The following is a 14,244-nucleotide window of genomic DNA, read 5'->3' on the forward strand; positions in this document are numbered from 1 at the left end:
TTCTACGCTTGTGCTGAAATAGTTGAACGCTGAACTCGGACATTCACCCTTGCAGGATTTGCAATAATCTGAGAAAAATCGCAACGGCTCTTCACCTTAAGATCCCCAGCCAAAGCCAACCGTTCAAGGTGTCTGCATGACTACCCTGCATTGCACGCTATTGCGCGGCGCCGAGCGCAGATTGCTCGAGCATTTCTATAAACAACATGGTTCGCGCATGCGCCCAGCCAATGACGGCGAATCATGGGTCGCCCGAAGCGATGGCATCGTGGCAGGCCTGTGCCTGAGTGACGTGGCCGATGGCCGGTGGCTAACAGGGCTGTTCGTCGCACCTCAGGCACGCTGCCAGGGGGTGGCTGCATATTTGGTAGAAGCAGCACTGGCCGGCACCTGCGGCTCAACTTGGCTGTTCTGCCAGCCAGAACTCACGCTTTATTATCAGCGTCTGGGCTTCAGCATTACCGAGCAACTGCCACAGGCCCTGGCCTCGCGCTTGCAACGCTACCAGCGCAGCAAGCGCCTGCTGGCGATGGTGCGGCCTCAGTCGCCGCGCTCATCCAGCCCAGGAAATAGCACATCGGTGTAGCCGAACTTGGCAAAATCCTGGATACGTGATGGGTACAGTCGCCCTGCGAGGTGATCGCATTCATGTTGCACGACACGGGCATGGAAGCCATCGGCGAAGCGGTTGATCGGGTTACCCTGGGGGTCAATACCCGTATAGCTGATGTGCTTGAAACGTGGCACCACGCTACGCAAGCCCGGCACTGAAAGGCAACCCTCCCACCCGTCCTCCTGTTCTGCGCCCATCGGGGTAATGACAGGGTTCAGCAAAATGGTTAGTGGCACTGGCTCAGCGTCCGGGTACCGCTCGCTACGCTCAAAGCCGAAGATCACCAGCTGAAGGTCGATGCCGATCTGCGGCGCCGCCAGGCCTACACCACCAACGTGGTGCATGGTGTCGAACATGTCATCGATCAGTTGCTGCAGTTCGACACTGCCAATCAGATGTTCAGGCACCGGGGGCGCGATGCGCAGCAGGCGCTCGTCACCCATTTTCAGAATGTCACGGATCATCGAGTGTTCGTCTCGGACGTTTGCGGCTCGACGGGGCGTTCATGACCGAGCACGGTGATAGTGTCCTGAGGGGTATCCTCTTCGAACTCTTTCTCACCAGGGTTCTTGCCCTCTTGCGACATATGCTCGATCACCGCGTTCATCTCTGCCCCTAGCAACAACACCGCGGCGGAAATGTAGAAATACAACAGCAATACGATGATCGCCCCAATGCTGCCGTACATGGCGTTGTAATCGGCAAACGTCTTGACGTAATAGGCGAAACCCAACGAGGCGATGATCCAGACCACCACCGCCAGAACGGACCCTGGGGTAATAAAGCGAAACTTCTGTTTCACGTCTGGCATCACGTAATAGATCAATGCGACCGCAACCATCATCAAAATGACGATCGCTGGCAAGCGCAGTACTGTCCACACCGTGACGATGACTTCCTGCAAGCCGACCTGTGCGGCAATCCACTCCATCACCTGCGGCCCGAGCACCATCAGCGCGGCGGCTACCAACAGCATCCCAGCGATGCCGATGGTGTAGATGATCGACAGTGGAATACGCTTCCACACCGGGCGCCCCTCTGGCACATCATAAGCGGCATTCATGGCGCTCATCATCAGCCGCACGCCTGCCGAAGCGGTCCAGAGCGCGATGACGATACCCACCGAAAGCAGCCCGCCCTTGGACTGCTGCAACTGGTCGATCACAGGGTTGACCTGCTCCAGTGCCTGGGGCGGCAGCACCAGTTCTGTTTGCAAGCGCAGCCAGGAAAAGAAATCAGGCAGATGTAAAAAACCGATCAGTGCGATCAGAAACAGCAAGAATGGGAATAAAGAAAACAGCATCTGGTAGGCCAACGCAGACGCATAGGTCGACATTTCGTCGTCGAGAAATTCCTTGACGGTACGTACCAGCACTCGGTGCATGGGTAGCCCGCGCAGGTCGGGGAAAATCATAGCGTCTCCTTTCGCCGCTCGATTCTTGAGTACAGCAGGTAAGTCTAATAGACCACGCGCAGGATGTACTGCTCCCGGCCATGCAAGAAATAATGCCCTCACCCGTTTTCGCCTCCCAAGGAGGCAAAAACGGGCGGGCTCAGATCAAGGCTTCTTCACTGCGTCTTTCACGTCGCCCTTGACCTGCTGCGCTTCGCCTTTGAGCTCCTGAGCTTTGCCCTCGGCGCGCATCTTGTCGTTGCCCGTCACCTTGCCAACGCCCTGCTTGATGTTACCAACCGCTTCGTTGGCCAGGCCTTTTGCTTTGTCTTTGGTGCCGCTCATGGCAAATCTCCTGCAGATGGAGACACGAAAAACCGTGTCGACATTTGATGGACCTGGCGGGGTTGTCAGGAGTTTCAAAGAATTTTTCCCGAACGAGCCTAACGGTAAACAGTGCGGGCGAATACCGCACCGAATCAGCCTCTGCGCACTGCGCTAGAGCTGGGCAGTGCCCTAGAATCACAGGTCAGGGCAACCCACGCCGGCTGCCTGCGCACAAGAACAACAGTTTTCGGACCCTCGCCCTATGCGTTTGCTACCCCTGTTCGCGGCCATGTTGCCGTTGCTACCCATCCCTGCCTTGGCCGACGCACCGGCCCGCGAAACCCTCGAAGTCACCCGCTATGCCGACGATGGTCAACCTGGCACCCTGCGCTGGGCCATCGAAACCAGCAACCAGAGCCCCGGCCAGTACCGTATCGACATTGCCGCCGTGGGCAAGCCCCCGTATGTGATACGTCCCAGCCGAGCCTTGCCGGACATCAAAGGCCCGGTGCAGATCACCGGGTTGCCTTGGGCCCGAAACGGCCAGTACATCGCTATCGACGGTTCGGGTTACATCAAGGACCAGGGCGTGCGCAGTTGCCCCGGCGCCCTGCCCGGCCAATTCGGCACGAACGTGCGCACCACTACCAACCCTGGCCTGGTGCTGCGCGATACGCAGGGGGTGCATATCAGTGGGCTGGAGGTGCGCAATTTCTGTATTGGCATTCTGGTCAATCGCGCCAGCGGCAATGTCATCGAAGACAACCGCATCGTCGCCAATAAAGGTGGCGCCGGCATCATGCTGACCGGCGACGATGGCGCCGGTAACCCGACCGCCACCACCACAGTCAACAACAAAGTGCTACGCAACCAGTTGATAGACAATGGCGATGGCCTGGAGCTGACCCGCGGCGCGGCGTTCAACCTGGTGGCCGATAACCTGTTCCGCTCTACACCGGCCAACCCCGAACCTTCCCAAGGCATCGAAATCCTGTTGGGCAACGACAACAGTGTGGTGCGTAACCGCTTCGAGAACTACTCGGACGGTTTGCAGATCAACTGGGGCAACCGCAACTACCTGGGCGCCAACACCTTCAGCGGCAACTCGATCGGCGTCAGCGTAACCGGCCAGGGCAACATCCTCGACGGCAACCTGATTTACGGCAACCGCATAGGTGTGGCGCTGCGCCCGGAGCCGCAAACCACTGCCAACCGCCTTACCGGCAACCGTATCTGGGGCAACAGCCAGGACATTCGCCGCTGCGAGGCCGGAGGCTCCTGCGTGCCGAACCAACGAACCGGCGCCATCGTCTTCGGTGTACCGGCCCAGGCCCATGCGCTGTATGTGGGTTCACGCGGGGTGGGTGCGGACCTGCCCAGGCAGGACCAGGCGGTCATCTGCGACGCCAAGGGCGCGCCTGAGCCTTGCCAACCGTTGCCCAACCACAATCAGCAGGCGCCTCGGTTGCTCGCGCTCAACGGCAACGCGCTGCAGGGTGAAGTGCAAGGGCCCGCATCGAGCCTGCTGCGCATCGAGCTGTTCGGCAACGCTGGTGCGGCTGCGACGGAAGCAGAGCAGTACCTGGGCGAGGTGCTGGTCAATAGCGATGCCAACGGCCAGGCGCAATTCACCCAGGTGCTGGAGAATGCCGACGGTTTGAAGAGTTTCACAGCGACCGTGACGACGGCCGAGGGTGCCAGCTCCGAGTTGAGCAGGCCTATCAGTCGATGACCTTGGCGGCCGCTGCCCGGCCGACTTGGCTCGTGACCCTGGGGTGATGACTGTGGCAGCGGCTTTGAGGTGTCAAACCTTGCCGCGCCCGGTGCCACCCCTCACAATGCAGCCCTAATCAAGCGTCACACCGCAGGAACCTGCATGAAACTCGACAAACCCGCCGCCATCGCCCGCCGCAATCAGGCTTTGGCCAACCCGGTGCTGACCAGCGCCAACACCCTGTTCGCCATACTCGACCGCAAGCGCAACCTGTGGTGGTTCGAAGTGCCGGTGGCCCTACTGCGCAAAGGCCAACCCGACTGGGTGAACCTGTTGCTGCACACCCCGCAAAGCGACGAGCTGCAACACCTCAAGGTGCCGACCAACTTCCTGCGTGCTCACCAAGAGCAAATGGAGGTGCGCAACCCCGGCAAGCGCCGTTCGACCATCAGCCTGGCCTTGAGCGCCGACCGCGACTCGCTGCTGCGCGACACCCGCCCCGGTGGTGAGCAGCTGGACTTCCGTACCTTCGTGCAGGGCTGATCAGGCCTTTTCGATGCGATCGTCATGGATGACGATACGGCCTTGCTTGAACAAGCCACCAATGGCCTTCTTGAAGTTGCCTTTGCTGACGTTGAACATCTGACTGATCACCTCAGGGGCGCTTTTGTCGCTCACTGCCAGCACACCGCCCTGGGCCTCGACTTGCGCCATGATGCGTTCCTGCAGGTCGTCAGCCAGCGCCTTGCCGACCGGCTGCAGGCTCAGTGCAATCTTGCCGTCGTGGCGCACTTCTTTGATGTAACCGTCCACGTGCATGCCTGAGCGCAAGAACTTGAAGACCTCGTTCTTGTGAATCAGGCCCCAATGACGGTTGTTGATGATGGCCTTGAAGCCCATCGGCGTCTCGCCAGCTACCAGCAACTGCACGGGCTGGCCGACCTGGTAATCAGCGGGGCTAAGGTCCAGGTAGCGATCGAGCCGCGAGGTGGCTGTGATGCGCCGGGTCCGTTTGTCGAGGTAGGCATGCACCACGCAGTAGTCGCCGATCTTCAACTGACGGGATTCTTCCGAATACGGCATCAGTAGGTCCTTGGACAGGCCCCAATCGAGGAAGATACCGGCCCCATTGATGTCCTTGACCTTGAGGCTGGCGAACTCCCCCACCTGCACCTTGGGCTTTTCGGTGGTGGCGATCAGTTGGTCTTCGCTGTCCAGGTAGATGAACACGTTCAACCAGTCATCGACCTCGGTTTCGGCGTCCTTCGGGATGTACCGCCCAGGCAGAAGGATCTCGCCATCGGCGCCGCCGTCCAGGTACAGGCCGAATTCCACGTGCTTCACGATTTGCAAACTGTTGTAACGCCCAAGCAGAGCCATTTCCGATGTTCCTCAAGACTAGGCGGCTATTCTACACCGCAAGCCAGCGCACTGCCCGACCACTGATTGAGCGGAACCGCACGCTGGCACTCTGCGTCTACCCATAGCTCAGCCACTGCAAGGACCTGCACATGCCTGTACGCCTACCCATAGCCCTGCTCGTCGCCGCGGCCTGTGCATTGGCCCTGGCCGCCTGCAGCCGCATGGACCTCGCCTACCGCAACCTTGATCGTCTGGTACCTTGGTCACTCAATGACTACCTGGACATGAACCGCGAGCAGAAGACGCTGCTCGACGAACGGTTGCAAACGCACCTGGCCTGGCACTGCCAGACCCAGCTGCCTGGCTACCTCGACTGGCTTGATCGGGTGCGCGACATGGTCGCTAAAAACCAGGTGACAGACCTGGCCTTGCAGCAACGTACCGCTGAAGCGCGCCAGGCCATTGGCCGGGTCGCAGAAGAGATCACGCCATCGGCCAGCGAATTGCTACGTGGAATGACCGATGCGCAAGTGGCCGAGATGCGTAGCGCCTTTGCCGATGACATCCGCGAGCGGCAAAAAGAATATGTAGACACGCCCTTGACCGAGCAGATCGCCAGCCGCAGCGAGCGCATGGAAAAACGCCTGAGCAGCTGGTTCGGCAAACTCAACGATGCCCAGCGCCAGCGGGTGTATGCATGGTCACAAGCGTTGGGTGACCAGAACCGCCAGTGGATCGCCAACCGCCAGCACTGGCAGCAGCAACTGTTGCTGGCGATGAATCAGCGCAATGACGAAAGCTTCGAGCCCCGTCTTGCCACATTGCTACAACACAAAGAGAGCCTGTGGACGCCAGAGTACCGCGCGGCCTTCCACAATACCGAGCAACAGGCCCGCAGCCTGCTAGTCGACTTGCTGCAACTGAGCACGCCAACACAGCGCCAGTACCTGCAAGAGCGGCTGGCCAAAGTACGCACCAACTTCAGCGAACTGAAGTGCCTCAAAGGCTGAACCCATCAACAAGCCCTGGCCCCTGGCGGGTTATCAGCGCCCCTTGCGCCGATACGGGAACACGTCGATCACCTTGCCTTCGCGAATCGCCGCCTGCAGGCTCTTCCAGTAATCGGCGTCATACAATTCCCCATGCAGGCGGCTGAACAGTCGGCGCTGGCCCATATCGGCAAACAGGAACGGCGGAAATTCCTCGGGGAATACATCGTGGGGTCCAATCGAATACCACGGCTCGCCCGACATCTCATCTTCGGGGTAGCGCGGCGGCGGAATATGCCTGAAGTTCACCTCGGTTAGAAAACTGATCTCGTCATAGTCGTAGAACACGACCCGCCCGTGGCGGGTCACGCCGAAGTTCTTCAGCAACATGTCCCCAGGGAAAATATTCGCCGCCGCCAGTTGCTTGATAGCCAGCCCATAGTCCTCCAGAGCCTCGAGCACCTGGGCTTCGCTGGCCTGTTCCAGATACAGGTTGAGCGGGGTCATCCGCCGCTCGGTCCAACAATGGCGGACCAGTACCGTGTCGCCCTCGATGGCTACGGTCGATGGCGCCACTTCCAATAGCTCGGCCAGGCACTCGGGTTCGAACTTGCTGCGGGGGAATCGGAAATCGGCAAACTCCTGGGTATCAGCCATACGCCCCACCCGGTCCACTTGTTTGACCAGGCGGTATTTTTCGATGACCGTGGCGCGGTCGACGGTCTTGGAAGGCGAAAAGCGGTCTTTGATGATCTTGAACACCGTATTGAAGCCCGGGAGGGTGAACACGCTCATGACCATACCGCGTACGCCCGGTGCCATGGTGAAACGGTCGTCACTGCTTGCCAGGTGGTTGATCAAGGCCCGGTAGAACTCTGACTTGCCCTGCTTGTAAAAACCAATTGAGGTGTAAAGCTCGGCAATATGCTTACCCGGCAGAATGCGCTTGAGAAAGTTGACGAACTCCGCTGGCACCGGCACGTCGGCCATGAAATACGAACGGGTGAACGAAAAGATGATCGACACCTGCGCCTCGTCGGTAATCAAGCTATCGGCCTCTATACCATGGCCCTCTCGGTGCAGCAGCGCGATCACCAGCGGCCATTGCTCGTCAGCGTTGTACAGGCGCCCGACCAGGTAGGCACCCTTGTTGCGGTAAAGCACCGGCACGAAAAGTTCAAGGCTCAGCGTCGGGTCCTTGCACACCCAGTCCGGAAGGGTTTCGCGCAATTGCCCTTCCAGACGCGCGATGTCGCTTTCCAAGTCGCCGTAGGGCGTGTCGAACGGATAGTCGGCGAAAATCCTGCGCAGCAGGTTTTTGAGGCCCGCCCCGAGCGTGTAGGTACGGGTCTGGGCAGCCCGCTGGTGAGCGCGTAGCGATGGCCGAGTGGTGTGGATGAACATGCAGCCGTCGCTGATCTGGTCATGGCTGAACAGGCTGCAGAACAGCGAGTTGTACCAGGTTTCCGCCAGCTCATCGTCCAGACGCGGGTCGATCAGGCGGATATAGGCGCTTTTCACCAGTGGCCATTGCTCTACATCCAACAGCGCCTGTTCGTCGAAGCCATCACGCAGCCAGGCGTTGACCTCGCCGACTTTTTGTTCATAAAGGTTGATCCGCAGCGCCGCTGCACGCTGAATGTCCTGCCAGCGTGCCTGCTCGAAGCGCTCCCGAGCACCCAAGGTGATACGGCGAAAATGCTCGCGATAGTCGTCAAAACCGTCAAGGATCATCCGCGCGATCTCGCCGGCCGGCCAATGCTGGGTCATGGAATCAACCTCGGGGCTTGATGAGATAAAGAGCTTAGCCTGAACTGGCCGGCTGGCGGGCCAGCCTGCGTGCACGATGCCCACCGCAAAAAGCTCGCCGTGGGAGCGAGCTGGCCCGCAAACCTGCACGAGAGATTCATAACGCAAGAAAGCACAAGATCACATGCGACGCCTGGCGTACACTCGCGCCCTGCCCTGTCCCCGGAGACCGTTGTGAGCCCCATCGCCCTAGCCCGCCTATTGACCCTTGCCGCTGTATGGGGGGCGAGCTTTCTGTTCATGCGTATCATCGCCCCGGAGTTGGGCACCATCCCTACCGCATTCTTTCGGGTTTCCATCGCCTGCCTGGGCCTGATCGGTATTCTTAGCGTGGGCCGCATACCCTGGCATTTCAACGGTAAACTTGGCGCTTGCCTGGTGCTGGGCATGATCAACTCGGGCATCCCGGCCACCTTCTATTCAGTGGCCGCGCAGGTGCTACCGGCCGGTTATTCGGCGATTTTCAATGCAACCACCCCGCTGATGGGGGTACTGATAGGCGCGCTGTTCTTCCACGAGGCCATGACTTTGCCCAAGCTGGCAGGCATTTTCCTCGGCCTGTTCGGTGTCGGCATCCTCAGCGGTGCCGGCCCGGTGGCACTGGACATGGCGCTCTTGCAAGGCGCATTGGCGTGCCTGGCGGCCACTACCTGCTACGGCTTTGCCGGTTTTCTTGCACGGCGCTGGATCAGCGGCCTGGACAGCCGCCTGTCAGCCTTGGGCAGCATGCTAGGGGCCACCTTGCTGATGAGCCCGCTGTTCGCGTGGAGTGCGCTGACCCAACCACCTGCCAGCTGGGGCGGCTGGCAGGTATGGCTTTCCCTGCTGGGCTTGGGCCTGGTATGTACCGCCTTCGCCTACATCCTGTACTTCCGCCTGCTGGCCGAAATCGGCCCGGTCAAGGCCAGCACCGTGACCTTTTTGATCCCGGTGTTCGGCGTGGTGTGGGGGGCATGGCTGCTGGATGAGCCCGTATCGATGGCGCATGCTTATGGCGGCGTGCTGATCGCCTTGGCGCTGTGGCTGGTGCTGCGCCCAGCCCGGCCCTGAGGCGATGCAGACCATGAGCGATACTTACAGGAAGGTGCTGTTCCGCCTGGAGCAGGACGCCAATGGCTACCCACCCGCTTCGGTGGAGGGCTTGTGGACGCAGGCCACCCCTGGCGGCTACCGGGTCGACAGCATCCCCTTTCATGTCTATGGCATCGCACCAGGCGACATCATCCGCATCCGCTCGGAGGGCGAACAGGCCTGGTTCGACGCCTTGCAACACAGTGCCGGGGCGTCGGTGTTTCGTGTGGTGGTCAAGCCACCAGAACCGCTGGAACAGGTGGTTGCGGCCATGCGCGAGTTCGGCTGCAACTGCGAGATGGAGAAGGCGGTCAGAATGCTGGCGGTGGAGCTGCCAGCAAGCCATTCGGCCGACACCCTGCTTTACTACCTGCTGACCCAGCGCGAGGCCGGGGTACTGGACTTCGAAGAAGGCGTATTGCGCCACGCCATCCCCGAAGACCTACGCTAGCCATTACGCTTGTCCAAGCTGCAACGGTCGGGTCTTCAGTGAGGAGTGAGTTTTGCGATGGGGTGATGGTTCGAGAGGCCGGCACTGGCTCTTTAAGGCTAAAGCCAGTCCAACCCTGTGCTGGCACTGTTTTGTTGACCTGTGCAGCTCCCTTCACGCCTGAAGCACCTCCCACAGGTTGAAGCTTATCTCGAAGCTTGCCCAGGCGCGGTGAGAGCGGGTTTACCCAAGAACAGGTCGGCCCTGCAATCAGAACAACCAGCGGTACAGCAAATAAGCCACCACCACCGCCAGCACCGGGCGCAGAATGCGATAGGCCTTGGGGTTGGCGCGCTTGAACTGCTTCATGCGGGTGCTGATCTTGTTGCTGAAGCGCTTGCTCCAGGCATAGGCCTGGTTGATTCCGCCAACTCGCTCGTCATCGGTGTTCTGCGGCGCGGTAGCACGGCCAAGGAAAGCGCTGACCTTGCGGTTGATGCGGGTCATCAATGGGCTGCTCAGCGGGCGCTCGATGTCGCAGAACAGAATCACCCGGGTAACGTCGGTTTCGTTCTTGACCCAGTGCACGTAGGTTTCGTCGAACATCACGTCTTCACCGTCACGCCAGGCGTACTCCTGGCCATCGACGTAGATGCGGCAGGCATCGGAGTTAGGTGTCGAAAGCCCCAGGTGGTAACGCAACGAGCCGGCAAACGGGTCGCGGTGCGGGTTCAAGTGGCTGCCACCGGGCAGCAGAGCGAACATCGCCCCCTTCACATTGGGAATGCTGCTGACCAGTTCTACGGTTTTCGGGCACAGGGCTTCAGCCGACGGCAGCGGCTTGTCGTACCACTTCAGGTAAAAGCGCTTCCAGCCCTTCTTGAAGAACGAGCCAAAGCCTGCGTCATTGTCCTTTTCCGCTGCGCGAATATAGCCTTCGTCGAACAAACGCATGGCCTCTTCACGGATCACCTGCCAGTTATCTTTGAGCACATCCAGCTCAGGGAACCGCTGGCGGTCCAGATAGGGCTTGGACGGCACACCGGAGAACAGATACATCAAGCTGTTATAGGGTGCGAACAACGCCGAATGGTTGACGAACTGGCGCAACACCGGCAGGCGCGCCTTACCGCGCAGGTGCACATACAGCACACTGCCGACGAACACCAGCAGAACACCCGCCTTGGCGAGGAAGGAAAAGGTCATGCAACACTCCTTGGACGGGACGCAGGCCAGCGCTGCCTGCCCCTGAAAATCATCCGGCCATCATAAACCCATCCCGCCCTGGTAAAAACCACCAAGGCAGGATCTCACTCATGAAGATTGTGCAATGAACCCAGCCGCCAATAATTGCGCCGAATCAGCCTCAGCGCTGATTACTGCTGGTTTTCCTGCTCGCTGAACAAGTCACTGAACAGCATGCTCGACAGGTAGCGTTCGCCCGAGTCCGGCAGGATCACGACGATAGTCTTGCCCTGCATCTCCGGCTTTTCGGCCAGGCGCACCGCTGCCGCCATGGCGGCACCGCAGGAAATGCCGCACAGAATGCCTTCTTCCTGCATCAGCCGGATGGCCATGGCCTTGGCCTCATCGTCGGTCACCGTCTCGACTTGGTCGACGATCGACAGGTCGAGGTTTTTCGGTACGAAGCCTGCGCCAATGCCTTGGATCTTGTGTGGGCTGGGTTGTAACGGCTCGCCGGCCAGGGTCTGGCTGATCAGTGGCGATGCCACCGGCTCCACCGCCACCGACAGGATCGACTTGCCCTGGGTGTGTTTGATGTAGCGCGAAACCCCAGTTATCGTGCCGCCGGTGCCGACGCCGGCAACCAGTACATCGACCGCGCCGTCGGTATCGTTCCAGATCTCAGGCCCAGTGGTCTTTTCGTGGATCGCTGGGTTGGCCGGGTTCTCGAACTGCGCAGGCATGAAGTATTGGGCCGGGTCACTGGCCACGATTTCGTTGGCCTTTTCGATGGCGCCCTTCATGCCAAGCGCAGGCTCGGTGAGCACCAGGTCTGCCCCCAGTGCCTTGAGTACCTTGCGCCGTTCCAGGCTCATGGAGGCCGGCATGGTCAGCACCAACTTGTAACCACGGGCCGCGGCGACGAATGCCAGGCCAATGCCGGTATTACCCGAGGTGGGCTCTACGATGGTCATGCCCGGCTTGAGTTTGTCGTTGCTCTCGGCGTCCCAGACCATGTTCGCGCCGATCCGGCACTTGACCGAATAGCCTGGGTTGCGCCCTTCGATCTTGGCCAGGATCGTCACCCCACGGGGTGCGATGCGGTTGATCTGTACCAGCGGCGTGTTGCCGATGGAATGGGCGTTGTCTGCGAAGATACGGCTCATGGCAGGGTCCTTGAACATGAGAAACAACAGGAAGACCTCAAGGGTAAGCTTGCCCTGGTGGCCCGTAAAGCCTGTTCGAACTCCCTTGCAGTGCCTGAGGTCAACCAAACACCCAGCCTCGGAGAGCCTTGCGATGAAAGCTCGCTATCGCTGGCCGCTGCTTGGCCTGGCCAGCCTGATCGTGCTGCTGGTGGCCTTGCAGCTGGCCCTACCTTACCTGGTGCGCGATTACCTGAACGATAAACTCGCCGATATGGGCGATTATCGCGGGCAGGTGACCGACGTGGACCTCGCCTGGTGGCGAGGCGCTTATCAGATCCGCGGCCTGAAAATCGTCAAGACCACTGGCAAAGTGCCCGTGCCCTTGCTGGATGCGCCGTTGATCGACCTCTCGGTGAGCTGGCACGCGCTCATTCACGACCGGGCAGTTGTGGCACAGGTGATCTTCACCCGGCCTGAGCTGAACTTCGTCGACGGTGGCAACAAGCAGGCATCTCAGACCGGTCAGGGCACCAACTGGCGTCAGCAACTGGAAAAACTGCTACCAATCACCCTCAACGACGTGCAGATCGACGACGGTACACTGACCTTTCGCAACTTCAACTCCAAGCCACCCGTGCAGCTCAAAGCCACGCAGTTGGCTGCCACTATCCGCAACCTGACCAACGTGCGCGATCAAAAAGGCCGGCGCGATGCCAGTTTCCAGGCCACCGCCCTGCTGCTGGGCGGTGCCAAAGTGCAGAGCCGGGCCACCTTCGATCCGTTCAGTGATTTCGACGATTTCGAATTCCGCCTGCGTGCCACTGGTATCGAGTTGCGGCGGCTCAACGATTTCTCCAGCGCCTACGGCAAATTCGATTTCAATGCAGGGCACGGTGACCTGGTCATCGAAGCCCAGGCCGAGAACGGCAGGCTGCACGGCTATATCAAGCCCTTGCTGCGGGACGTCGACGTGTTCGATTGGCAGCAGGATGTGGAAAACAAGAACAAGAACATCTTTCGCTCGATCTGGGAGGCGGTGGTCGGCGCCAGCGAAACTGTGCTGAAGAACCAGCCGAAGAACCAATTCGCCACCCGCGTCGAACTCAGCGGCAGCGTGCACCAACAGAACATCAGCGGTTTCGAAGCGTTTCTGCAGATCCTACGCAACGGCTTCATTCAGGCCTTCAATGCCCGCTACGAGCGCCCGCCTCCCCAGGCTGACTGAGGGCGCGTGACGGGGCATTCAGAGACTGAATACCCGGTCTGCATTTTCACCTGCCAAGGCCCGCGTTATAGTCATTCACCCATTGTTAACCTGTGTTGTTCGTAAGGCACCCTGCAGAGGACAGATTGATGAAGTTCGAAGGCACCCGCGACTACGTCGCCACAGACGACCTGAAACTGGCGGTCAACGCGGCTATCACCCTCGAACGCCCGCTGCTGGTCAAAGGCGAACCGGGCACTGGTAAGACGATGCTCGCCGAGCAACTGGCCGCCTCGTTCGGCGCACGCCTGATCACCTGGCACATCAAATCGACGACCAAGGCTCACCAGGGCCTGTACGAGTATGACGCGGTGAGCCGCCTGCGCGACTCGCAGCTGGGCGTGGACAAGGTCCACGACGTGCGCAATTACTTGAAAAAGGGCAAGCTCTGGGAGGCCTTCGAGGCCGATGAGCGGGTGATTCTGCTGATCGATGAAATCGACAAGGCCGACATCGAGTTCCCCAACGACCTGCTGCAAGAACTCGACAAGATGGAGTTCTACGTCTACGAGATCGACGAGACCATCAAGGCCAAGCAACGACCGATCATCATCATCACCTCCAATAACGAAAAGGAGTTGCCCGACGCATTCCTGCGCCGCTGCTTCTTCCACTACATCGCCTTCCCCGACCGTACCACCCTGCAGCAGATCGTCGATGTGCACTACCCCAACATCAGCCAATCGCTGGTCAGCGAGGCGCTGGACGTATTCTTCGACGTGCGCAAGGTCCCGGGCCTGAAGAAAAAACCGTCCACCTCCGAACTGGTCGACTGGCTCAAGCTGTTGATGGCCGACAACATCGGTGAGGCTGTGCTGCGCGAACGCGACCCAACCAAGGCCATTCCGCCGTTGGCCGGTGCCTTGGTGAAAAACGAGCAGGACGTGCAGCTGCTCGAACGCCTGGCTTTCATGAGCCGACGCGGCAACCGCTGATTGG

Annotated in this window: 15 protein-coding genes; 8 read left to right on the forward strand and 7 right to left on the reverse strand. The window is 59.9% G+C overall.

Annotated elements, in window-relative coordinates:
• Nucleotides 1-136: 136 nt before the first annotated feature.
• Nucleotides 137-586, forward strand: coding sequence for a GNAT family N-acetyltransferase (locus tag ACK59H_RS13025; RefSeq protein ID WP_230849784.1), 450 nt, complete (start codon nt 137-139; stop codon nt 584-586).
• On the opposite strand, the gene def is transcribed toward ACK59H_RS13025, so the two are convergent.
• The 3 genes from def to ACK59H_RS13040 all read right to left on the reverse strand — a co-directional run bounded on the left by def (nt 541) and on the right by ACK59H_RS13040 (nt 2,351).
• On the reverse strand, nt 541-1,077 hold the full coding sequence (gene def, locus ACK59H_RS13030; RefSeq protein ID WP_060479853.1) for a peptide deformylase: 537 nt from the start codon (nt 1,075-1,077) through the stop codon (nt 541-543). The genes ACK59H_RS13025 and def overlap by 46 nt on opposite strands.
• Nucleotides 1,074-2,027: a YihY/virulence factor BrkB family protein gene (locus ACK59H_RS13035; protein WP_060479852.1), complete on the reverse strand. Its 954-nt coding sequence runs from the start codon at nt 2,025-2,027 to the stop codon at nt 1,074-1,076. Before ACK59H_RS13035 ends, def begins: the two co-directional genes overlap by 4 nt.
• A 144-nt stretch (nt 2,028-2,171) precedes the next feature.
• Nucleotides 2,172-2,351: a CsbD family protein gene (locus ACK59H_RS13040; protein WP_060479851.1), complete on the reverse strand. Its 180-nt coding sequence runs from the start codon at nt 2,349-2,351 to the stop codon at nt 2,172-2,174.
• A gap of 244 nt (nt 2,352-2,595) precedes the next feature.
• On the opposite strand from ACK59H_RS13040, the gene ACK59H_RS13045 reads away from it, so the two are divergent.
• Both ACK59H_RS13045 and ACK59H_RS13050 read left to right on the forward strand, forming a co-directional pair.
• Nucleotides 2,596-4,065, forward strand: a complete 1,470-nt coding sequence (locus tag ACK59H_RS13045; RefSeq protein WP_060479850.1) for a nitrous oxide reductase family maturation protein NosD — start codon at nt 2,596-2,598, stop codon at nt 4,063-4,065.
• 144 nt (nt 4,066-4,209) lie between these two features.
• Nucleotides 4,210-4,590 carry a hypothetical protein gene (locus ACK59H_RS13050; RefSeq protein ID WP_060479849.1) on the forward strand — a complete coding sequence of 127 codons (381 nt, stop codon included), beginning with the start codon at nt 4,210-4,212 and terminating at the stop codon, nt 4,588-4,590.
• Here ACK59H_RS13050 and ACK59H_RS13055 read toward each other — a convergent pair whose 3' ends face one another.
• A complete protein-coding gene (locus tag ACK59H_RS13055) occupies nt 4,591-5,427 on the reverse strand; it encodes a S1 RNA-binding domain-containing protein (protein WP_186478908.1) in 837 nt (278 codons plus the stop codon).
• 131 nt (nt 5,428-5,558) lie between these two features.
• On the opposite strand from ACK59H_RS13055, the gene ACK59H_RS13060 reads away from it, so the two are divergent.
• Complete coding sequence (locus ACK59H_RS13060; RefSeq protein WP_060479847.1) at nt 5,559-6,419, forward strand: DUF6279 family lipoprotein; 861 nt, start codon at nt 5,559-5,561, stop codon at nt 6,417-6,419.
• Nucleotides 6,420-6,452: 33 nt separating this feature from the next.
• Here the strand turns inward: ACK59H_RS13060 and aceK are convergent, their stop codons facing one another.
• Nucleotides 6,453-8,168 carry a bifunctional isocitrate dehydrogenase kinase/phosphatase gene (gene aceK / locus ACK59H_RS13065; RefSeq protein WP_060479846.1) on the reverse strand — a complete coding sequence of 572 codons (1,716 nt, stop codon included), beginning with the start codon at nt 8,166-8,168 and terminating at the stop codon, nt 6,453-6,455.
• Between the two features lie 213 nt (nt 8,169-8,381).
• On the opposite strand from aceK, the gene ACK59H_RS13070 reads away from it, so the two are divergent.
• Together ACK59H_RS13070 and ACK59H_RS13075 are read left to right on the forward strand one after the other, a co-directional pair.
• Complete coding sequence (locus tag ACK59H_RS13070; RefSeq protein WP_060479845.1) at nt 8,382-9,257, forward strand: DMT family transporter; 876 nt, start codon at nt 8,382-8,384, stop codon at nt 9,255-9,257.
• Between the two features lie 13 nt (nt 9,258-9,270).
• The gene (locus ACK59H_RS13075) at nt 9,271-9,729 is read left to right on the forward strand and encodes a DUF4265 domain-containing protein (RefSeq protein WP_060479844.1); all 459 of its coding nucleotides are present in this window, start codon (nt 9,271-9,273) and stop codon (nt 9,727-9,729) included.
• 249 nt (nt 9,730-9,978) lie between these two features.
• On the opposite strand, the gene ACK59H_RS13080 is transcribed toward ACK59H_RS13075, so the two are convergent.
• Nucleotides 9,979-10,914 (reverse strand): aspartyl/asparaginyl beta-hydroxylase domain-containing protein, encoded by a 936-nt coding sequence (locus tag ACK59H_RS13080; RefSeq protein WP_060479843.1) that lies wholly within the window; start codon nt 10,912-10,914, stop codon nt 9,979-9,981.
• A 170-nt stretch (nt 10,915-11,084) separates the two neighbouring features.
• Nucleotides 11,085-12,059, reverse strand: a complete 975-nt coding sequence (cysK, locus tag ACK59H_RS13085; protein WP_060479866.1) for a cysteine synthase A — start codon at nt 12,057-12,059, stop codon at nt 11,085-11,087.
• 133 nt (nt 12,060-12,192) lie between these two features.
• Here cysK and ACK59H_RS13090 point away from each other — a divergent pair, with 133 nt between their 5' ends.
• Together ACK59H_RS13090 and ACK59H_RS13095 are read left to right on the forward strand one after the other, a co-directional pair.
• Nucleotides 12,193-13,266, forward strand: a complete 1,074-nt coding sequence (locus tag ACK59H_RS13090) for a DUF748 domain-containing protein (protein WP_060479842.1) — start codon at nt 12,193-12,195, stop codon at nt 13,264-13,266.
• 128 nt (nt 13,267-13,394) lie between these two features.
• Nucleotides 13,395-14,240 (forward strand): MoxR family ATPase, encoded by an 846-nt coding sequence (locus tag ACK59H_RS13095; RefSeq protein ID WP_003254658.1) that lies wholly within the window; start codon nt 13,395-13,397, stop codon nt 14,238-14,240.
• The last annotated feature ends 4 nt before the right edge of the window (nt 14,241-14,244 follow it).

Source organism: Pseudomonas sp. KCJK9000 (assembly GCF_046230725.1).
Taxonomy (GTDB): domain Bacteria; phylum Pseudomonadota; class Gammaproteobacteria; order Pseudomonadales; family Pseudomonadaceae; genus Aquipseudomonas; species Aquipseudomonas promysalinigenes.